General features: G+C 63.7%; 14 protein-coding genes and 2 pseudogenes. 7 read left to right on the forward strand and 9 right to left on the reverse strand.

The features are described 5' to 3' along the window. Positions 1-14: 14 nt before the first annotated feature. Together IJ15_RS25590 and IJ15_RS0111245 are read right to left on the reverse strand one after the other, a co-directional pair. Complete coding sequence (locus tag IJ15_RS25590) at positions 15-539, reverse strand: DUF3558 domain-containing protein (RefSeq protein ID WP_081880692.1); 525 nt, start codon at positions 537-539, stop codon at positions 15-17. A gap of 287 nt (positions 540-826) precedes the next feature. Further along, a complete protein-coding gene (locus IJ15_RS0111245; protein ID WP_031938435.1) occupies positions 827-1,453 on the reverse strand; it encodes a maleylpyruvate isomerase N-terminal domain-containing protein in 627 nt (208 codons plus the stop codon). Between the two features lie 97 nt (positions 1,454-1,550). On the opposite strand from IJ15_RS0111245, the gene IJ15_RS0111250 reads away from it, so the two are divergent. The 3 genes and pseudogenes from IJ15_RS0111250 to IJ15_RS24870 all read left to right on the forward strand — a co-directional run. Further along, entirely contained in the window at positions 1,551-2,930 is a 1,380-nt protein-coding gene (locus IJ15_RS0111250; RefSeq protein WP_031938436.1) for an FAD-binding oxidoreductase, read from the forward strand. 314 nt (positions 2,931-3,244) lie between these two features. Beyond that, positions 3,245-5,281, forward strand: a complete 2,037-nt coding sequence (locus IJ15_RS26035) for a hypothetical protein (protein ID WP_156112080.1) — start codon at positions 3,245-3,247, stop codon at positions 5,279-5,281. A gap of 367 nt (positions 5,282-5,648) precedes the next feature. Further along, a pseudogene (locus IJ15_RS24870) lies at positions 5,649-6,625 on the forward strand (IS481 family transposase); the annotation flags it as partial. A 711-nt stretch (positions 6,626-7,336) separates the two neighbouring features. Here the strand turns inward: IJ15_RS24870 and IJ15_RS25595 are convergent. The 3 genes from IJ15_RS25595 to IJ15_RS0111280 are packed head-to-tail and all read right to left on the reverse strand — an operon-like array spanning position 7,337 to position 11,413. Beyond that, a complete protein-coding gene (locus IJ15_RS25595; RefSeq protein WP_197059802.1) occupies positions 7,337-8,131 on the reverse strand; it encodes a DUF3883 domain-containing protein in 795 nt (264 codons plus the stop codon). Positions 8,132-8,174: 43 nt separating this feature from the next. Beyond that, positions 8,175-10,004 (reverse strand): DEAD/DEAH box helicase, encoded by a 1,830-nt coding sequence (locus tag IJ15_RS0111275; RefSeq protein WP_031938438.1) that lies wholly within the window; start codon positions 10,002-10,004, stop codon positions 8,175-8,177. Continuing rightward, positions 10,001-11,413 (reverse strand): ParB/RepB/Spo0J family partition protein, encoded by a 1,413-nt coding sequence (locus IJ15_RS0111280; RefSeq protein WP_031938439.1) that lies wholly within the window; start codon positions 11,411-11,413, stop codon positions 10,001-10,003. The genes IJ15_RS0111275 and IJ15_RS0111280 overlap by 4 nt, the downstream gene beginning before the upstream one ends. A gap of 110 nt (positions 11,414-11,523) precedes the next feature. On the opposite strand from IJ15_RS0111280, the gene IJ15_RS0111285 reads away from it, so the two are divergent. After that, positions 11,524-12,222: a hypothetical protein gene (locus IJ15_RS0111285; protein ID WP_031938440.1), complete on the forward strand. Its 699-nt coding sequence runs from the start codon at positions 11,524-11,526 to the stop codon at positions 12,220-12,222. A 266-nt stretch (positions 12,223-12,488) separates the two neighbouring features. After that, positions 12,489-13,799 carry a DNA cytosine methyltransferase gene (locus tag IJ15_RS0111290; protein ID WP_031938441.1) on the forward strand — a complete coding sequence of 437 codons (1,311 nt, stop codon included), beginning with the start codon at positions 12,489-12,491 and terminating at the stop codon, positions 13,797-13,799. On the opposite strand, the pseudogene IJ15_RS25600 reads toward IJ15_RS0111290, so the two are convergent. Beyond that, a pseudogene (locus IJ15_RS25600) lies at positions 13,792-14,178 on the reverse strand (very short patch repair endonuclease); the annotation flags it as partial. The gene IJ15_RS0111290 and the pseudogene IJ15_RS25600 overlap by 8 nt on opposite strands. Before the next feature lie 257 nt (positions 14,179-14,435). Between IJ15_RS25600 and IJ15_RS0111295 the strand changes: the two are divergent. Next, positions 14,436-15,014 carry a T3SS (YopN, CesT) and YbjN peptide-binding chaperone 1 gene (locus tag IJ15_RS0111295; protein WP_031938442.1) on the forward strand — a complete coding sequence of 193 codons (579 nt, stop codon included), beginning with the start codon at positions 14,436-14,438 and terminating at the stop codon, positions 15,012-15,014. 37 nt (positions 15,015-15,051) lie between these two features. On the opposite strand, the gene IJ15_RS0111300 is transcribed toward IJ15_RS0111295, so the two are convergent. The 3 genes from IJ15_RS0111300 to IJ15_RS0111310 all read right to left on the reverse strand — a co-directional run bounded on the left by IJ15_RS0111300 (position 15,052) and on the right by IJ15_RS0111310 (position 17,983). Further along, a complete protein-coding gene (locus tag IJ15_RS0111300) occupies positions 15,052-15,450 on the reverse strand; it encodes a hypothetical protein (RefSeq protein ID WP_231569500.1) in 399 nt (132 codons plus the stop codon). Further along, on the reverse strand, positions 15,447-15,962 hold the full coding sequence (locus IJ15_RS0111305) for a DUF3558 domain-containing protein (RefSeq protein WP_231569501.1): 516 nt from the start codon (positions 15,960-15,962) through the stop codon (positions 15,447-15,449). The genes IJ15_RS0111300 and IJ15_RS0111305 overlap by 4 nt, the downstream gene beginning before the upstream one ends. 176 nt (positions 15,963-16,138) lie before the next feature. Continuing rightward, entirely contained in the window at positions 16,139-17,983 is a 1,845-nt protein-coding gene (locus tag IJ15_RS0111310) for a TerD family protein (protein ID WP_051918766.1), read from the reverse strand. Between the two features lie 147 nt (positions 17,984-18,130). Between IJ15_RS0111310 and IJ15_RS0111315 the strand changes: the two genes are divergently transcribed. Further along, entirely contained in the window at positions 18,131-21,355 is a 3,225-nt protein-coding gene (locus IJ15_RS0111315) for a DEAD/DEAH box helicase (RefSeq protein ID WP_031938446.1), read from the forward strand.

Genomic DNA, 21,355 nt, shown 5'->3' on the forward strand with positions numbered 1-21,355 from the left:
CTACCCTTCTACAACTACGCCGGGATGTACCCGATCAGTTCACGGATCGTGCGTTCGGCAACAAGACAGGGATCCTCAGTTACCTGATCGACGCCCAAGTATGCGAGAGATATCAGAACGGCACCATCTGCCGAACCGACTGCCACGCTGCAACTTCTGCGGTCGAGGTCGACGACCTCGCGGTAGGAAATCGCTTCTCGGCCACTGACTTCAAGAGAGCTGAACTCGGTGTACTTCGAGTTGGAACGCACATCGTCCAACGTGTGGGTAGTTGAGAAGACCGTGAGATACGGACCCGACCCACGCCAATCGCAAATATTCCACCCCGGTTGCTTTACCCCGTAGATATCTCGTGACTCCGTCGCTGGGTCCATGCCTACCGCCCGCAACGCATCATCCGGAATGTCATCGCACGGGCTGAAGACCGGTTCCCCTGCGGCAACGCCTTCGGGATCAGCCTCCCCAGACACAGCCCCCGAAGCACACCCCGCCAACAGCAGCCCCGCACCGATCAGCCCTACGACAATCGTCGTACGCACCCGAACCCCCTCGTCTCAGACCCGTCCCACCCTAAACAGACGCACGGGATTCGCCTTCGGTTCCGGCTCGATCAGAACTGCCGCGCTCCGCCGCCGGCACCTACTCAGGCCAGTATCCGCTGGTGCGCCGGGCGTTCAGCCCTTCCACACGGCGGGCTCACACTCGATCACCACAGGCAACCCGCCTATCAGGGCCTCGATCAGTTAGCCTTCGGTCGCGCCGAGTCGCCGATCAACCGCTGACACGGACCCACAACGGTTCACACGCCGTCACTGCGGCATCCCCGTCACCGCATCACCGGCAGCACCTGATCGCTCGACCGCCCCGATGCCGCCTCGATGAACGCCCGCGGTTCCGGGACCGCCGCCAGCACGTCGCGGGTGCGCTCGAGCGCCGCCGTCTCCGGTGCCGGACCACCGATCGCGTCGACGACGTCGAGCAGATGCACGGTCGCCTCGAGGATCGCCATGTCCATGAAGGCGCCCAGCGTCACCAAACCCAGGATGGGGTGCGCGATGACGGAATCGCGGGTGAGTCCGGTCAGCTGCTCGAACGCGACGGGCAATTCGACGTCGAACCGCTCGATCAGCGTCTCCCGCTGAACATCGGCGGCAAGGTCACGGACCATCTCGGCAAGTTGTTCGTGCATCGGTTCCGAAATGGCGGAGCCGGCGTTGTAGATGCGGAGCATCTGGGCAGCACTGGTCACCTCCGCGACACCGTCGGCTGCAGGACCGGCGAGCATCGCGATCATGACGTCGGGCGTGACGTGAACATAGAGGTCGCGGACGGTCCAGCCCGGCAGTCGCGTCTCGGTCAGCCACTGCTCGTCGGACAGTTCCGCAGCGCGTTTCGCCCACGCCCGCCACAGCCTGATCAGCAGATTCCGGTCCTCATCGAAGCTCGCTGCCACCGCGCTCCCCCTCGGTCCGATTTCGTCGACGGATCCGACGCTATCGGCCCCGCTTCGCCTCCGGTCGAAAACCGGGCGTCCGGGGGATGATGGATTCATGACGACGGTCGACCCTGCTGTGCTGGACGAACTCATCGACGCGCTGCCCGACGGTTCGGTGCTCACCGATCCGGACCTCATCGCGGGCTATCGTCAGGACTGGGCCGCCGACCCCAACGCCGGCATGCCGATCGCCGTGGTCCGCGCGACCTGCACCGAGGACGTGCAGGCGGTACTGCGGTGGGCGTCCGCGCATCACGTGCCGGTGGTGCCGCGCGGTGCCGGGTCCGGGTTGTCGGGCGGGTCGAGCGCCGTCGACCACGGCATCGTCCTGACGACCGAACGGATGCGCGAGATCACCGTCGACCCCGTCACCCGCGTTGCCGTCACCCAACCCGGACTGCTCAACGCCGAGGTCAAACAGGCCGCCGCCGAGCACGGGCTGTGGTACCCGCCGGATCCGTCGTCGTTCGAGATCTGTTCGATCGGCGGCAACGCCGCCACCAACGCGGGCGGACTCTGCTGCGTCAAGTACGGCGTGACCACCGACTACGTCCTCGGCATGCAGGTGGTGCTCGCCGACGGCACCGCCGTCCGGCTGGGCGGCCCACTGCTCAAGGACGTCGCCGGGCTGTCGTTGACCAAACTGTTCGTCGGCAGCGAGGGCACACTCGGCATCATCACCGAACTGACGCTGCGGCTCATTCCGGCACAACCGCCCGCGTCGACGGTGGTCGCGTCGTTCCCGTCGGTGGAGTCGGCCGCCGACGCCGTCCTCGCGATCACCCGCGAGATCCGGCCGGCGATGCTCGAGTTCATGGACCACGCCAGCATCAACGCCGTCGAGGACGCGGTCCGCATGGGCCTGGACCGCAATGCCCGCGCGCTCCTGCTGGCGCAGTCCGACGCCCCCGGCGCCGCCGGAGCACAGGAGATCGCAACGATCGTCGCCGCCTGCGAGAAGCACGGCGCCACCGAAGTGTTCGCCACCGACGACCCCGCCGAAGGCGAGGCCTTCACCGCCGCGCGACGATCCGTCTTCCCCGCTGTGCAGGCGATGGGCAGTCTCCTACTCGAGGACGTCGGCGTGCCGATGCAGCAACTCCCCGCGCTCATCACCGGGGTCGAGGCCATCGCGGAGGACTGCGACGTCCTGATCTGCACCGTCGCCCACGCCGGCGACGGCAACACCCATCCCCTGATCGTCTTCGACCCCACCGACCCCGACATGACCGACCGCGCCCACACGGCCTTCGCCCGCGTCATGGAACTGGCAATCGCATTGGGCGGCACCATCTCCGGCGAACACGGCGTCGGACGCCTCAAGCGGGACTGGCTGCCCGGCCAGCTCGGCGAGGACGTCATGGAGCTGAATCGGAGGGTCAAGACCGCACTCGATCCGCTGGGGATCCTCAATCCCGGTGCAGTGTTGTCCTGATCTGACGTCGCGCAAAGACCCGTGCAGCAGTCCCCTACACTTCGACCGAAGTTGCGGAACCAGTTCTCAACGCAACTTGGGGACGGACGCCGCGCGAGCCCGATACGAGATCAGTGACCTCCATGGATGGCATTGCTTCAACTATTGACCGTAGTGGTCTGCGATTCACTCTACTTCTCCTGCCCCGTTGCTGCGCTGGTCGTCTCGTGGCTCAGCGGTTCATACTATGCATTGAGAGCATATCTCTTAAGGATTCACATCCCGGTGGACTTTCCTTGAAAGTTTGCTCACCTCACGGATATGTTTGGCCCGACTTGTTTCTGGAAAATAATTCCGATATCGGCTCGGCCCTTCTGATTCAGGCACCAGGCGCAATGGGCAAGTCCATGGCCGCTCAAGCTATCGCAGCCCAAGCAGGATGCGCCTACGCCGACCTTTCAACCGTAAAAGTTGGAGACAATAGTCTCACTGGAATGATCTTTAAATCCCTCGATGTCGACCAGGGCGCAAGTTTCATGACTCGACTGAAGAACGGCGAAGGGAGCCTTCTTCTCGACAGTCTCGACGAAGCCGCCCTCGCTGCCGGACAGTCGCACTTTTGGGCGTTCCTCGACGACGTGGCGGGCCTACTTGTCAATTCCACCCCAAATCGGCAACTCGTAATACTAGGCCGACCCGAATCCATCCAATCCGCAGAAATGGTATTGCGCGACAAGGGAGTATCAGTTGAGGTCGCCGAACTCTCTCCACTATCATCAATCCAGGTCGCCGAGCTGACTGGCAATGTGCTCGATGCCAATGCGACCGAAAATCAAAGGTACACGATACACCGAACGCACCCCGAGCCATTCAATGATCTCCGCGACCACGTATATCAAGATATGGCGATCGCGCTCGATCACAAAAACAGCGAGTCTTTCGAATGGAGCTCCGTCGAGTCATTCTTGGGATATCCGCCGGTAGTGGAAGCAATTGCGAAGCGACTTGAGGTCGAGAATCCGAGGAGCGAGCTTTCGCGCATAAGGTCCACCAGTTACACTGCCCGTGCACAGGCCGACAGAGGACGCCTGCTACTTGACGTCACTGAGGTCATACTGGATCGAGAGTCACAGAAAGTACGAACACAACTTCAGAAAATACTTTCTGTCGATGATGCAACCGCCTCACTTCTATACATCAGAGAGGAGCAAATTGTAAGAATACTCTCCCTGTTGTTGCCTGAATCCCTCGATGTTCATGCCCCGGCATTCCTGCCCCCTGCAATGCGTGCAAAGTACGAGGAGCGTGTAGCATACTTCGTGCCCGAACACCCATTCTTGTATGGAAATAGGTTTGCCAATCAAGTATTCGCAGACTACCTTCGGGCATACGTTTCGATCGCTGACAGCATACAGGCGCACGGCGCAAATCGCGAGAAGCTTCTTTCCGCGTGCGCTCGCCCTGGTCCGTTCTTCGTGTACTTTTGCCACGCGCTGGCGGGCCAAGACGCGGGGAATTATGCAGTCACCGAAGCAATTGTGGATGACCTGGTAAAGTCCTTCACTTCCGGGAGCCGTGGAAACACCCAATTCAATCTCGTCGAAGATCGAAATAGTCGTCTTCGGTTGTGGCTTAGAGACGAGCTTGGCGACTCCGCCGAGGGCACCACCGTCGAATTCACGATCGATCCGGGATCCGGAGTCATCGAGCTTTCATCGCCAATTTCTCGCTGCTGGATTGTGACCACCAACTTTAGCTTTGTTCTACATGGAAGCACCAACAGCCTCGAGCTTGGACCAGACTGCAACATCTTGTGCGATTCGCTTGAGATCCGGGCAAGTGATATCAACGTCTTCGGCCGGGTCGATCGATCCGTAGGATCAGACACACTTCTGATGGCGCACGATTTCGTCGGACAAAAATCCCAGCGGGTGGTGGTCGACTCTTCCGCATCACTGGTAATCAATTGGCCGGACCCTTGGCATCCTTGGCAATCCCACTACCACGCCATAAGAAGCGAGCTATCAGTACCTCCGCATATAGCCCGCGAGACCCTGATTGGCCTTCGGAAAATTCTCTTGTCGTTCAATAAATCATCAACAAAGGCCGAGCCTAGTCAGCATCGCGACCTCGTCGACAACATCATTGTCGGTAGCAGTGAAACCTTCAAGGTAATCCTGCAATCGATGCTTCACATCGGCGCTGTGATCCTGGATGGAAAGATGTATCGACTACAGACGTCAGTTCTTGCTCCGCTGGGCGTCAACTACGCCGCGTTACGGAGTGGAGAATGGACATCTTCACTAAAGGGCCTGATGGACAAAGTCCTAGCCTCGGAGACAATGCAGTCCTATGTCGAAAGTGAAAAGTAGAACAGGCGCGCAGACGTTCCGGTCATCTGGCGAAGAATCCGTTGCGAGGTCCGCAAATATCGATCAATCGCAGATCTCCAGGGGCTCACCCCAAGGCGCCCTGCTCATTCGGCAATAATGCGGTAGGCGGCGGCCCACTGATCTAAAGGAAGCGGACGGGACTTCCGGGAGAAGGATGCAGTCGATACTTCTATTCCCGGAAGACCCGTCCATGCTGGTCTTGCATCACACGCGGGTCCAGCTGTACTGCCCAGGCAGGTTGGTTGAGAGATTGCGACGACACGCTGTAGCTGGTCGTTTAACAGCGAAAGTCTCCTGTCGTGAAGTGGAAGTTGCTGAGACAACCACAGTCCGACAGGAGACCTTCGTGGTCCACGCTGACGCACCCCTGACTCCGAAGGGCAGGCGACTGCTGAAGCAGCGCATCGTCGACGACGGCTGGCCGATCGTGCGGGCACGCCGAGCATTTCAACGTCTCCTGGCCACCGCCAAAGGATGGGCCGTGCGATACGTGGAGAAGGGGCAGGATGGGATGCATGACCGTTCCAGCCGCCCGCACCACACACCGGAACCCACCAAACGCAAGATCGTCGACCTGCGCTGGCGCAAACGTCTCACCGCAGGCGATCGGGTCACGGCTGAATATGCTGGCCAGGGCCGTGCACGCCGTGTTGGTGCGGTGGCGACTGAATCGGCTCTCGCAAATCGACATCAGCGCCGACGAGGTGATCCGCCGCTACGAACACCTTCATTCCGGGGTCGATAATCCACGTCGATGTGAAGAAGCTCGACAATGTCTCTGATGGTAGCGGCTGGCGGTTCGTCTGCCGGGCCAAGGGCCGCAAGCGCCGGCAGGACACCCCGGCACTAAGCGCAGCAAGTACCGCAACGAACTACTCGGTCAAGCATTCGTGCACACCGCCATCGACGACCATTCCCGCGTCGCCTACGCCGAGATCCTTGGGTGACGAATACGCCGTCACCGCCGCCGGGCTACTCCGTCGTGCGGTCGGCAGGTTCGCCGCCCGTTGTGTCACCGTCGAACGCGTCCTGTCCGACAACGGTGGCTGCTACCGCTCTAAACTGTGGAATCAGACCTGCGCCGAACGGGGCATCAAAGCCAGGTACACCCGCTCCTATCGACAGCAAACCAATGGCAAGATCGAACGCTTCCACCGCACCATGGCTGCCCAGTGGGCACTCGCCCGGCACTACCAGTCCGAACAAGCCTGACGATCAGCGTTGCCGGGGTGGTTGCACACCTACAATCACCACCGGCAACACTCCGCCATCGGCAGGATCGTTCTCTTCAGCCGCTTGACCAACGTCCCTGGGCAGTGCATCAGTCATGAGTCCTGTGGTTTATCGATGAGTGGCGTAGGGACCCTTATCCTCACACCGCAGGACTCATCTACATCGTGGGCCTCCACCAAAAAAAGGCCCTCGCATCGCGTCAACGGATACACGGTCGACCTGGAGACCTGCAGAACGGTATTCCGCAGGTGTACCGCCATCTTCCGGCGCCCGTATAGCCCCTCCGCATGCCGATCGTGCTGAGCGTTCGTGACATGTGCATCAGTGCCGGCGCGACCCGATGGGTCGTGCGGACTTCCAGTTCCAATACTTGTGTGGGGCGAACTTGACGCTGCGGTCGGTGAGCATGGCACAGATCGGCTAAACGTGGCGCCCTGAGGTACGCATCTGGTCGATGAACTGGCAGATCAGCGGTGGCGAGGTGGGGGTACCTCCGCTTGCAGGGACGCGCCCCATCGCGAAGAAAATCGAGGCCGCATTCAGGATCTCGTTGGCGTCTTTGAGGTCTCGAATCCCACGCTTGAGTTCTGGGAATCTCCTCGGACCTACAACCAGATCGTCGATACGTCGGCCGGATACACCGTATGACGCCCGTCGTGCTTGGCGGGTGCGAGCCCACCGTACTCGCCAGTTGCGGTTGTCGAGGTTCCTGAAGCCGAACGCCAGGCGGCTACGCCCCTGCAAACTTGGCAGAGCGAGCAGTCCGTCTTGTGTGAACCGTCCCGGCGTGACGCCGGTGGTCTACCCGGGCCACCCGATCTCGCGACAAAGCATGGTTACCTTGTGCCCAAGATAGGGAGCGAGTGCAGGGATCCCCGGCTGGGCGACTCCCGCGGGGACGTCGACGCGAAATGACTCCCATCGACCGTATTCACCGTGGTCGGACGGAGCCTGTGATTCGAGCCAAACCCGAGGTATCGATGCGACAGCACGTGGCTTCAGGTCATCCGTAAGCCGAACTGCAACAAGGCTCCAGGCTGGGTCACGGAGCATCGTCTCGTACTCATTGCGTGACAGGAAGACAGACAGTCGACCGCGGCGCGTGGTGCTCTTGACCTCCAGGTGCGCCGAAAAATCCTGACATTCAACTGAAATGTCGTAGCCGAAGCCATCCGACCAGGCTGCTACGTGCTCGACCTGAAAGTGCTCATACTGGTGCAGAAGATCGACAAGAGCGAGCTCCCCTGCCAAACCCACCCGCGCTCTCGCCGCCGTATCAACTTTGCCCCATACCGCCCCGACTTGGGCATGCGCATCCACCGTGTCGAGCCCGAGGATTGCTGCAGCTCCGAGCAGATCCTCGGGCAACTCGTCAGGAGACCGCACCAGCACGTCAGCATCGGGCAGCCAGGGCGCGCCGGAGTGCGCGACCACGGCCTGGAAGAGCCTATGACGCATAGGAATTTGGCTTGCCGTGCTCGCAAGGAGACCGACTTGATCGAGCCAAAGATACGCGGCGTCGTACTGGGTCGGCGTGATGTCGCTGAAGTCGGGATGTGTGACGAAGATCGATCGACTACGGGCAGCACCAGACACAGGCAGCCGCTCCAACCACCGGACCGCTGCGCGCAGGACTGGTTTAGGCGGAACCGGCATTGAGGTGTCCGATCAGTGCCTGCAGATCACCTTGGTCCAGTCCGCCACCGATTGCAGGCTCCTCATCGAGGTCAGCAAGTTCCTGAACTGTGGGATCGTCCAGGATTTTGCCCATGAAGTGCAGTTTGTCGGCGAGCCGCTCGGCAACTACCTCGTCGATCGTTCCTTCGGAAACCAGAACCGTCACCGTTGTCTCGGTATCAGGCGCCAGTCCTAGTCGATGGATCCGGTCCAAGCTCTGTAGGAAGCGGCCGGCCGCGAAATCGCGATCCACGTAAACGGCGTCGTGGCAATGGTGGTGGAGACTGATGCCCTCACCCAAGGTCGCGGGGTTGGACAGCAGCACCATGCATGCCGGGTCGTTCCGAAAACGATCGATCTGATCCTCGCGATCCTTCGTCCCGCCGTGCACCACTGCCGGCGAGAACTTGCTGAGAAGGCGTTCGAGTGTCATGAGGCTTCGAACGAAGGTAGACCACACCAGGGTCTTCCGACCGGAAGCCGCGTTCGCCGCAACGATTGCCAGAACTTCCTGGTACTTCGGTGACATCTCGTAGCTCGGGAGATCCCGCATGAGCTCGAACAATGCAGTGCCCTGAGGGACTGCGAGTGGCGCCACTTGATACGCGAGCGGTTCGTATGGTGTCGTGCCAACGGCGAGTAGTGCCGGGCTGGTTGCAGCCATCAGCATGTAAACGATGATCTTGCCAAGCGCTTGGAAGTCCTCTTCGTGCGTAGCGGCACGGGCCGATAGGCGACCGACCAGCGCGTCGTAGACCTCCTTGTGCAACGGCGGCAACGGCACCGGCCGGATCTGCGGGGTGACCGGAGGGAGACCCAGCTCGTTCTTCGTCGTTCGAGTGAACAACGGCCGAAGCACCTGGCTTGCCTTCATGAGGTCCCCGCCCGCCACTGCCTGCGTCACTGTCCGGCGACCGTGCCCGGGCCATACGAAGCCGAAGAGGTTCTCGAGATCCTTCGCACCGTTCGGCGCTGGGGTGCCAGTGAGGATCAGCCGGTGCCGGACACGCGTCCCCAGCGCCAAACACGCTGATCCATAAGTTCCTTCGGCTCCAAGCTTCATGCGATGCGCCTCATCCAGTAGCAACATCGACGGCCGTGTGGCCAGCCATTCACCTAGTTCGTTCAGTGAACCACTCAGCCGTTCGTAGTTGACGATGAGAACCTCGGCTGCCGGGTCGTTGTCCTTTCCGAAGACCTCCATCCGGAGTGGAGTGTCGAAGCAAACTGTGTTCTCGTATTGCCACGACTCGTAGCACGACTTCGGCCCGACGATGAGCAGCCGCTCGATCCCGCTGGCCTGTCGTTGTGCTTGAAAAACCGCCAGGCCCACCCGCGTCTTACCTGCACCCGGCACAGAGAAATTGGCACCGTGCCGCAACGACAGCAGCTTCGCGATGTCACGCCGCTGGAATGAGGTCAGGCTCCCCGTCCAGGAACTGCCAAGCAGGCTTTCTATCGCATCGGGATCCACCTCGGCAGCCGTATCCGTCGACGCATCAAGGTGCCGGGACACCGTCTGTGCATCCGCGACCGAGTCCGTGGCCAACGACGCGAGGTGCGGATCCCACACCACGCTGTCGGCCGATGGCCAGCTCGTCAACGCCACAAGGTTAGTGAGCAGCTCGTCGATCTCTACGTCAATCGAAGCGGACGATCGTTGAATGCCCGTGCGGAATCGTGCCGCCAGTCGACGTAGATCGTGTTCGAACCCGGCTCCGGCACTCAATCGCGCCGTTGTGACACTGTTCCCGAATCCGATCTCCAGGCTCGGCTGGCCGACTACTGTCACGCCCTCTCCACGGTGGATTCGATGAGCCATGCCACTCCGTCGCCCGGCTCATCGAATGCCCGACCGGCAAGCTTGGCCAGGCGCCGGAGGCTATCGCGGAGCGTGATTAGGGCATCATCGAATGCCTCGTCATCGAGGACGCGCTTGGACCTCGCTTCCGCAAACTCGCTGGCGCACTGAGTTACATGCTCAGCGGCGTCGGTGAGCCGCTCGGGCACCGCGACCTTCCGCTTCTGCAGCTGGGCGTTCTGCCCAGCGAGCTTGACCGCCGTATCGAACGTCTCACGAGCCGACTTGATGAGTCCGTCCGCCTCGGAAACGGTGCCAGGTGCAAGTTTGTCCCCCGCCTGCGCGGTTGCTTTTGCCCGGAGAAGCGCATCGGTCAGTGCACGTGTTGTCTTGACCGCCGACGTCGCATCTTGCAGCTGAACTCCCGCGAGCCCGGGAATCGCAACTGACGCAGAACTTTCGACGCTGGGCTGGAGCGTGTCGGGAAGCCGCTCACTGAGATACCGCACATGGAAGTCGGACTCGGCGAGCCGGACGGATGTCTTGGGGTAGTTGAGGAGCACCATCGCCAGACGTGATTCCTTGAGCAGTTCCGCTGCATCCGGATCAGTCTTGGCAAGCTTGGTGAAGTCGCGGTGAAGCTCGCGGAGCTTCTCTTGATGGTTCTCGAAGTCAACCAGTCGCAGCCCGACGTTGTCAGCGACACGACTCCGCTCGATCGCGTCGAGGATCAGCTGGTATACCCAGCGATCTTGAGTGAGCGTCGTGGTCTTGATGTTGAAGGCTCGCGCAATGTCGTGCTCGAGGCGCCCAGCTGCGAGCTCGTCTTCGATAGCGATGAGGCGGTTGATGTAGGAGTACTCACGCCGCTTGTCTTGCCTTAGCTGAAGAGCCAGCTCAACAGCGTTGATGTCATCACGTGAGGTATCCATCGGCAGAACACCGACGCGAATATCCTTGACCCCCAATTCGAGCAATGCCGCGCATCGGGTGTTTCCGTCGACCAGGATCCCATCGGGGGTAATGATCCCAGGTTCCTTCTGGCCGAAGTCCTCAAGCTCGTCGAGCAGCGTAGTGAAGTCGGGGTCGGTTTGGCTTGGATTCGAAGGCTGGCATTGCAGCAAGTGCCGCAGATAGTCCTGCGCCGTCTCACTCCACGGCTCTTCCTCGAGGATCCGGTTCTTCACTGGATCCAGCGAGCGCTGAGCGCGGATGCGGTGAGTATCCGGGTTGAAGTACAGCATCTTCACCGGCATGACGATCACGTCGAGGTGCTTCTGCTGCCCTCGCCAGTCCACAGTAACCTTGGCACCGTTTTCGTTCAGCACCTGCTGGAGCCGCTCCACCACGAGAGAACGCGTCTTCTCCCCCTCCGGCGGAAATCCGAATTTCACAGCCATACCACGAGCCTCCTACCCCTACGCCACATCGACTCGTGCATCATTGCAGGGGCAATCACCCGACTGCTCAGCGACCTCAGCTGACCCCACTCCCGAAACGGAGCATCCTAATGTCGATCCCTACATGGAATGGACCCGACACCAAGGGCGGCACCATGGTGAAGGGGGCCCTCTGGCTCCTCCAGGTCGTCGGGGAGGGCAGCATCTTCACCAAAGCGGATGTGCGCGCAGCTTTTCCCGGTATCTCACAAGCCGACCGCCGAATCCGGGACCTTCGGAGTCAGTTCGGCTGGGTCATTCTGACAAACACCGAAGATGCCACGCTGCTCGCCGAACAGCAACGGTTCGTTAAACAAGGTATTCCGGTGTGGGATCCAGTCGCTCGGCGGGCGGCCACCCCGAAATCGATCCCGTCTGGAGAACTGCAGGCGGCGATGGCGCGTGACGACTTCATGTGCACCAGGTGCGGCATCGTCGGCGGCGAGTCGTACATCGACGACTCCAACCAAACAGCCGTGCTATCCGTCTCGCGTGTGACGACGGTCCTCGCCAACGGACGGACCGAGACCATGCTGGTTACGGAATGCAAGCGCTGCCGTTCCGGCGCCGGAAACGACCGGGCTCCCATTCGCGTGGACGACCTCATTGCAGACATCAAACAGTTGGATGCCAGCGATCAGGCCAGGTTTGCAAGGTGGGTCGAACGGGGGCGCCGAGGCGCAACTGCCCTGGACCGCGCGTGGTCCGAGTATCGCCGTCTTCCCGCCGACGCACGAGAAGACGTTCAGGCGTCCCTGGGTAGCCGGTGATCACACGCCGTTTTGATGCGTACGCTGCCTCCACTGAGGTCTTCGCAGTCACCTGAGCACGGAGTAGGCACGCGGAATCAGAATTGTCACCGAGTCCACCTACACTTGCCACCCGTACCTGTCATGCCCGCTCCATACGCCGACCGCTTGATCACTGTTGAACTTGCGTCGAGGAGACGAGCGGTGGCGCGATGAACCGTAAACCTGCACCAGGTAGAGGTCATCTGCGCCGACAGGGCGTTCAGGCGAACCAGAGGGAGAACCACATGTCGGCATCAGTGCAGAAGCAACGACTCAAAGTGGTCGAGATTTGCGCTGGTGCCGGCGGGCAATCCCTTGGACTCGAACGCGCCGGGTTCGAGCACGCGCTTGCCGTTGAACTCGATCTTCACGCTGCAGCCACGCTGCGACACAACCTCACGCATGGGGACGAGGTAGTGCGGGTCGGGGACGTTGCCGATCCAGAGACGTGGAATCCAGACGAGTACGCCGGCATCGACCTGCTGGCCGGTGGCGTCCCATGCCCTCCCTTCAGCATTGCAGGGAAGCAACTCGGCGCAGGAGATGAGCGGGATCTGTTCGCTTGGGCAATCGAGCTCTGCGGACGTATGAAGCCCCGAGCTCTGCTGCTCGAGAACGTCCGAGGTCTCAGCTCCAACAGGTTCTCGGCCTACCGTCAGCATGTTCTTGATCGGCTGCACGAGTACGGCTATGTGGGTGAATGGAAGCTCCTGCACGCGTCTGACTACGGCGTTCCCCAGCTGCGTCCCCGTTTTGTGCTCGTTGCGATGCTGCCCGAGTACGCGGAGCACTTCGAGTGGCCCGCGCCCAATACCATCCAAGCGCCGACCGTCGGAGATGTTCTCGCCGACCTCATGGCAGACGGCGGATGGGAGTCACAAGAAGTCGAGCGGTGGGTGAACACCGCTAGTGACATCGCGCCGACAATCGTCGGCGGATCCAAGAAGCACGGCGGCGCTGACCTTGGCCCCACTCGTGCGAAGCGCGCCTGGGCGGCGCTCGGCGTTGATGCGAAGGGCGTCGCTGACGGCCCGCCTGGCCCGGGCTGGAGGCCCGCCGGCGACGCTCCTGGGCCCAGGCTCACCACCGAGATGGTTGCTCGAATCCAAGGGTGGCACGGTAGCGAGTTCGCGCACTGGAAGTTCCTCGGCCGGAAGACCACCGTCTACCGGCAGATTGGCAACGCTTTCCCCCCACCCGTCGCGAAAGCAGTCGGCGAGTCCATCATGAACGCACTCTGCAAGGTTGGAACCCCACGTCAGCTCATCGAAACGACGAGTGCCGTGCATGATCCGGTTTACAAACTGCTACGTGGAAGCACGCGCCCACTCAGCGTGACCCAGATCGTCTCCAAGCTAGCGAAGGCAGGCTTGACGATCGACCAGCCTACGGTCGAACGCCATCTTGCCCATCTCGGCCATGACTTCGAGATCTTCACTGTCGAACGGGCAACTGGCGAGACGAGCTACAGCCTCGGAGAGTTCCGCGCATTCACAGGGCAAGAAGATCATCAGCGTCACGACCTCTTCACTCAGCACCGAGCAAAGATCAGCTGACCTCAAGCTTCGATTCCACTCGCTGAACTGAGTCATTCAATGACTCATGCTCCCAAACCCGCACGACCGTCCATCCAGCGTTGGTCAACGCCTGGTCGGCTGCGCGGTCACGTTCGATGTTTCGACGCAGCTTGGGAGTCCAGTACCACTCATTCGCCGTCGGGTACCTTCCATGAATTGGACATACATGCCAGAAGCATCCGTCCACAAACACCGCGACCATTCTCCGAGTGAAGACGATGTCCGGGCGCACTCGAACATCATCGAGGTCGATCCGGAAATCCTTCCTGAACCGGTACCCCAGCCTGTGCAGCTCGCTCCGAAGAGCCACCTCAGGCTTCGTATCTACCCGCCTGTTCGCACGCATATTGCGGGACCGCCGCGGATCGCCCGCGGCTGGATAACGCTCACTCCGCGAAACAGCAGGGGCCTCGACAGTACCGACATCACCCCGAGCAGCACCCCTGGACACTTGCATCACTCCAGGTTAGTAACCCGCCCAAAGTTCAGGAGCACGTCGAAGATCTGGAGCCATCCGATGCCTCCGGCTGGCGCCGCGATACCGTGGACACCCACCGACCACCGACTTTGCAGCGCCTGAACCGTAGATCCGGCCGGCGCCGGACAGGGGAAGAAATGACCGAGCACGATACGCCCGAACAGCCGCTCCAGCTCGAGGGCGCGTTTGCGATTGCCACGGAGGAGCGCCATCAGCTGCACAGTCTGTCGGTGCGGACGCTGACGGAGCTGCTCGGCAGTGCGCCGGAGGTTGATGAGGACGGTGACATCCTCGTTCCCGTGCACGGCTTCGGCGTGTACGTCACGGTCGCGGATGACGGCCCGCAGCTGCATGTGTGGTCCTCGCTGGTCACCGGGATCGCCGATCGCACCAAGGCCGTCGAGCAGCTCGTCGAGCTGTCCACGGAGTGGCCGCGTCTGCGTTTCACCCTCGAGGACGAGCACCTGCTGGTCTCGACGGTCCTCGACGCGGACCCGTTCGCGCCGCAGCACCTGATCAACCTGGTCGACGAAGTCCACGAGTTCACGCACGAGCTGGACGACGATTTCGCGGCGAAGTTCGGCGGCACCCTCGACTGCGATGCCGACGACGACTCCTACGCCGGCGGCTGCGGCGGCTGCGGTGACGACTGCGACTGCGGCCACGACGCCGGCGACCTCGGGGAGACCATCCCCGTCGGTAAGCCCACGAACTGACCGAAGTGGGCGGGTCCGTCACGGACCCGCCCCTCAGTCAGCCTTGCCCGATCACCCCGAACTTCGTGGCGTTGTCGTTTTCGGTGGCAGAGAAGCGCGCGTCGATCTTCTCGAACAGCGAACGCATCCGGTCCACTTCCTCGATGTGATCGGTGAGCGCCTGCACCATCGGATAGTCGCCACTGACAGCTTTGGCCTCGAATTTGGCCTGCATGACAGATCCGCTCGGCAGGTGCCCGAACCCCTCGACCTTCCCCAGCACTCGGGCACGCTCACGCAACTGAGAGAGTTCTGATATCAAGGCCTCGCAACGTTGCGCGCACCGGAGTGCGACTCCGGGCTCCAAATAAAGCTCACCGCCATCCACCGCGCCAGCAAGGTCGCTCCAACCGCCGCCATCCACCATCGCAGGTTCCCCTCGACTGGGCTCGATCATTCCGGGATGTGCGGGACCAGTAGGCCCGCCATCTCGACTACCAACGTGCACGGATCATCTGGCACGCGGGCCAGTACCGCCTCCGAGATCGAGATCATCACCGCTCCGGAACCGGATCTTGTTGCCACATCACAGATCCCGCCTTCCGTATCGGTGCGGTCCCGATACTTGATCATCTCGCGGTGATCGATCTCGAGGTCCGAGAAATCCGTGTACCGATCGTTGCCACGAATGTCGTCGAGGGTGTAGGTCGTCGCGAAGACACTGAGAAAGTGCGTCGAGTTGTTCCACCCGCAGATGTTCCATCCAGGCTGATGCACGTCCATGATGTCGCGTGCTTCGGTCGCCGGATCCATTCCGATCGCCCGGATCGCCTCGTCGGGGATGTCGTCGCACGGACTGAACACCGGATCGCCTGCCGCCCGCTCGGTCGGCGCGGCCTCCCCTGCCACTGCCCCACCGCACCCGGCCAACATCACCGCCGAGCACACCACACCCAGTGCAATTCGCACCCGAATCCTCCCCCTCACCACGCCCACACTAGCTTCGACGCACCGAACCGAACGACGGTTCCACCCACGTGACAGCAGTGAACTGCCAGCACACTCCGCTTCCGCACAACTATCACGGTGCCCGGAGGACCTCCTCGAACTGTTGCCTCGAGTTACGTCGACGCTGCAACCGCCGCTCAGCCGTCCACTTCCAGGCCGTAGTCGGTTGCCAGGGCCGCGAGGCCGTCTTCGTTGCCCTGGCCGACGGCGCGGATCCGCCAGGCGCCGCCGCGGCGGTAGATCTCGGTGAGGACCATGGTCCGTTCGACGGTGCCGGCGTCGAGCACGAATGTCGCGAAGGTGTTGTCGGGTCCGTCGACGCTGACCGACACGGCCCCGAGGTCGCCGAAGGTGCGGTCGCCGTCGATGGCGGCGGCGATCACGATGCGCTGGCATTCAGCTGGCAGTGCTGCGAGGTCGACGCGGATGCACTGCTCGCTGCCGCCGTCGATCGACAGTTCGACGGCGTTGTCGGCGTCGACCGGGTTGTTGTAGAACACGAAGTCCTGATCGGAATCGACGCGGAAGTTCTCGCCGAGGAGGAAGGCGACGACGTCGACCTCGAACTCGTCGCCCACGTTCTCGGCCCGCCAGGCCACGTTGACCGCCCACGACGGCGGCGCCGACGGCAGGTCGACGACCTGCCCGCGGGCCAACATCGGTGCGGCCAGACGGGATTCGACGCGCATGTGCGCCGGGACGGTCCCCGAGGCGAGTGCCTCGTTCACGTCGGCTTCCCGGATCAGCGGCAACCCGCGGGCCTCGACCCGGGGCATGCGGCGATCGGATTCGCCGCCGGCCAGGACGAGGACGTCGGTGACGGCGGCGGTGAGGTTGAGCGACGGTCGCGCGCCGAGCTGGACGATCCGCGAACGCATCAGGACACAGTCCAGATGCGTGCCGCCCATCAACAGCACCCGGCGCCCCCGCCACGCCGTGGACTTACTGCTGGGGAGCGGCTTCGGTGTCGATGTAGCCGGCTGCGGAGCCTCCACGACGATCACCTCGGGGACGACCACCTCGGGAACGATCGCCGCCGGCACGCTGAGCATCGGCTCCGTCTTCGACACGCCCGCAACGACTCTCGCCAGCAGCTCGTCCAGTTGCGCTTCCGAGATCACCGGGATCCCGTCCGCGGCGGCCCTGCGCACCTTCGCGCTGCCGGAGCGCGGGTCGTCGCACACCACGACGCTGGTCTGCCGGCTCACCGAGTTCATGACGTCGAAACCGGCGTCGGCCAGCCGGGCCGCCAGGGTCAGTCGCGGGGTCCGGGTGGAGCCGCTGATGACGATCTTCATGCCCTGGACCAGACCCGTCGCCGGATCGAGTCGACCGGGGTTCTCGAACGCGGACGGCACCCGCGTCACCTGGTCGGGGTAGACGGTCGTGCGCCGACCCCGGCAGTTCACCACCGGCAGCGGCAGCTGCAGCGCCTCGGCCAGTGACACGCTCCGCGTGAACACCTCGGTGAGGACCCGCGCGTCGTCGTAGGCGTCGTGCGCCTGGAGTTGCTGCACCTGCCAGTATTCGGCGAGCGTGCCCAGCCGATGGTTGGGGACGTCGAGTTCGAGTCGCCGCGACAGCGCCAGCGTGCACAGCCGATGCTCGATGGGGTTGGGCACGCCGACCCGCTGGAACTCGGCGTCGAGGAAGCCGTAGTCGAAGGACGCGTTGTGCGCGACCATCGTCGGCCCGGACAGCAGTTCCGCGACCTCGTCGGCGACGTCGTCGAACCGCGGCGCCCCCGCCAGCCGCTCCCGGGTGAGTCCGTGGATCTCGACGGGCCCCGGATCGCATCCGGGATCGAGGAGCGTGGAGAACTCGCGCTCGACAGAGCCGTCCTCCCGCAGCACCAGCGCCGCCAGGCTCAGGACCCGGTGTGACGCGGCCCGACGGCCGGACGTCTCGACGTCGACCACCACCCACTTGTGTCCGTGCGGCATCGAGTGCGTCCCCGCCCGGTACACGCCTGCCCTGGTCATGCGTTTCCTCCGTAGTCGTGCCTGGGCCCACGTCGATCCCCCGGCGCAGAACTGCCCGGACATCATGGCCGATCGAACCGACAGGTCGGACGGCGACCTCCTGCCGGGCCCCGTCGGTCTGTCGGCGGCAGCGACTACCGTCGATGCATGCTCTCGCCCGCGGACCGCGACCACACGACGCTCAGCCTGGTACGCGTCGTCGGTCGGACGACGTACGACCGCGGCGCGCGCTACGCCGGGCGCGGAGCGGTGCTCGAACTCGAATGGATGCCGGACTCCGGTGTCGCAGTCGGACTGGTCGACGGCACCGACCTGTACCGGACGGTCGTGCAGCTCGACCGGCGCCGGGACGGGCTCGAGTTCGGGCACGGCCAGTGCAGCTGCCCGGTCCGGCTGAACTGCAAGCACGCGGCGGCGCTGACCATCGCGCTGCTGGACCGGGCCGCCGACGCGGTCGCCCCGGCTCCCCCGTCCTGGGAGGACGTCCTCGGCGCGGCGCTCGGCGAGCCCACCGGAACTCGAGACCACGCATTTTCCCTGGGGGTGCAGTTGTCACTGACCCCCGGACCGCGCTCGCAGTTCTGGCGGCTCAGCGCCCGGCTGGCCCGGCCCGGCAAGTCCGGCTGGGTCAACGCCAACCTGCTGTGGACCAACCTTGGTCACATGCCCGACGCCGACCGCCGCCATGTCGACCTGCTCACCGAGCTGTACTCGATGTATCTGGCCGGCAATCGGCGCAGCCACTCGTACGGCGCGGTCAAGGACATCGATCTCACCACCGTCGCCAGCGCGCGGCTGTGGCCGCTGCTCGACGAGGCCGCCGACGCCGGCCTGGAACTGCTCTACGCCCGCAAGGGTGCGGGGGCGCTGCCACGGCCGGCGACGGCGCAGCTGTGCGTGGACATCGACGAGGATCGCGGCGGGCTCGAGGTCACTCCCGCCGTGCGGACCGACGACGCCGAACAGCCGGTCACGGTGCTCGGTTTCTTCGGCGCCCCGGCGCACGGGGTGCTCTATCTGCCTCCGGGCGAGCGCCCCGGCGCGACGTCGGCGCAGTGGCCGTTCCGGATCGCCCGCCTGTCCGGCGACACCCCGAAGGCCATGCAGGAGTTGATCATCGACGGCGGCTCGATCACCGTGCCCGCCGCGGACGCCGACCGGTTCGCGGTCGAGTTCTTCCCGCGACTGCAGCGCGCCGCGACCGTCCGCTCCGGCGCCGGGTCGTTCACCGCACCGACGATCACCGGACCGGATCTGCTGCTGCACGTCGCCTACCGGCCGGGGCACCGGGCGGATCTGCGCTGGCAGTTCCGCTACACGGTCGGCGACGCCGAACGCCTGGTGGATCCGTCGGCCGAGCCCGCCGAGTCGTTCCGCGACGCCGGACGGGAACGCGCGGCGGCGGAGTTGGACGCGCCGCTCGAGTCGTACGGGCTGCGGACCGGTGGCGTCCTGGTGCCCCGGGTGACGCTCACCGGCCTGGACACGGCGCGACTGAGCACCGAACTGCTTCCGCTGCTGCGCGGCCGCGACGACGTCGAGGTCCTGATCGAGGGCGCGCCGGCGGACTACCGCGACGCCGGTGACTCGCTGCACATCGGTGTCGGCACCGCGGCCACCGACGACAGCGACTGGTTCGACCTGTCCATCACCGTCCGCGTCGAGGACCGGCCCGTGCCGTTCCGCGACCTGTTCGCCGCCCTGACCGCCGGCGAGAGCCACCTGCTGCTCGACGACGGCGCGTACCTGTCGCTGGACAAGCCGGAGTTGCAGCGCCTGAGGGATCTGATCGCCGAGGCTCGCGGCCTGCACGAACAGGATCCGGACCGGTTGCGGCTGAGCCGTTTCCAGGCCGGACTGTGGGAGGAACTGGCCGCGCTCGGTGTGGTCGAACAGCAGGCCGCGCAGTGGCGCAAGCAGGTGCAGGGCCTGCTCGAGGTGGCGACCGCCGCCAAGACCCGGGTGCCGGGCCAACTGCAGGCCACGCTGCGCCCGTACCAGCTCGACGGGTTCCGGTGGCTGACGTTCCTGTGGGCCAACGGGCTCGGCGGCATCCTCGCCGACGACATGGGCCTGGGCAAGACGGTGCAGTCGCTGGCGTTGATCTGCCACGCGCGAGCGAAGAAGCCCACCGATCCCCCGGTGCTGATCGTGGCGCCGACGTCGGTGGTGGCGAACTGGGCGGCGGAGGCCGCACGCTTCGCCCCGCATTTGACCGTCGTCCCGATCGCCGAGACGGCCACGAAACGCGGTGCGCCGCTCGCGGACTCGATCGAGGGTGCGGACGTCGTGGTCACCTCGTACACCCTCGCCCGGCTCGACGACGAGGAGTACCAGGCGCAACGCTGGTCGATGCTGCTGCTCGACGAGGCGCAGTTCGTGAAGAACCACCGCGCCAAGGCCTACCAGTGCATGCGACGGATCGACGCGCCGACGAAGATCGCGATCACCGGCACCCCGATGGAGAACAACCTGATGGAGCTGTGGTCGCTGCTGTCGATCACCGCGCCCGGACTGTTCCCCAATCCCACCAAGTTCCAGGACTTCTACCGCAAGCCGATCGAGGCCGACGGCGACAGCGAGCTGCTCGGGCAGCTGCGGCGCCGGATCCGGCCGTTGCTGTTGCGGCGCACCAAGGAACAGGTGGCGACGGACCTGCCGGACAAGCAGGAGCAGGTGCTCGAGGTGGAACTGTCGCCGCGGCACCGCAGGCTCTACGACACCCAGCTGCAGCGGGAGCGGCAGAAGATCCTCGGCCTGGTCGACGACGTCGACACCAACAGGTTCACCATCCTGAGCTCGCTGACGCTGCTGCGCCGGCTGAGCCTGGATCCGGCGCTGCTCGACGACGAGCACGCCGCGATCGGGTCGGCGAAGGTGGACGCGCTGCTCGAACAACTCGACGACGTCGTCGCCGGTGGGCATCGGGCGCTGGTGTTCAGCCAGTTCACCGGCTTCCTGGATCGGGTGCGTCAGCGGCTCGACGCCGAAGGCATCGGCTACACCTACCTCGACGGCGGGACCCGGAACCGCGCGGACGTACTGGCGACGTTCAAGTCCGGCGACGCCCCGGTGTTCCTGATCAGCCTCAAGGCCGGCGGATTCGGCCTCAACCTCACCGAGGCCGACTACTGCTTCCTGCTCGACCCATGGTGGAATCCGGCGTCCGAGGCGCAGGCGGTGGACCGCACCCACCGGATCGGACAGACCCGAAATGTGATGGTGTATCGGCTGATCGCGAAGGACACCATCGAGGAGAAGGTGCTCGCGATGCAGGCCCGCAAGTCCGAACTGTTCGCCAGCGTCGTCGACGAGGGCGGCGAATTCAATGCGACGCTCACCGCCGACGACATCCGGGAACTACTGAGCTGA

The sequence above is a fragment of the Prescottella defluvii genome, assembly GCF_000738775.1.
Classification (GTDB): Bacteria; Actinomycetota; Actinomycetes; order Mycobacteriales; family Mycobacteriaceae; genus Prescottella; species Prescottella defluvii.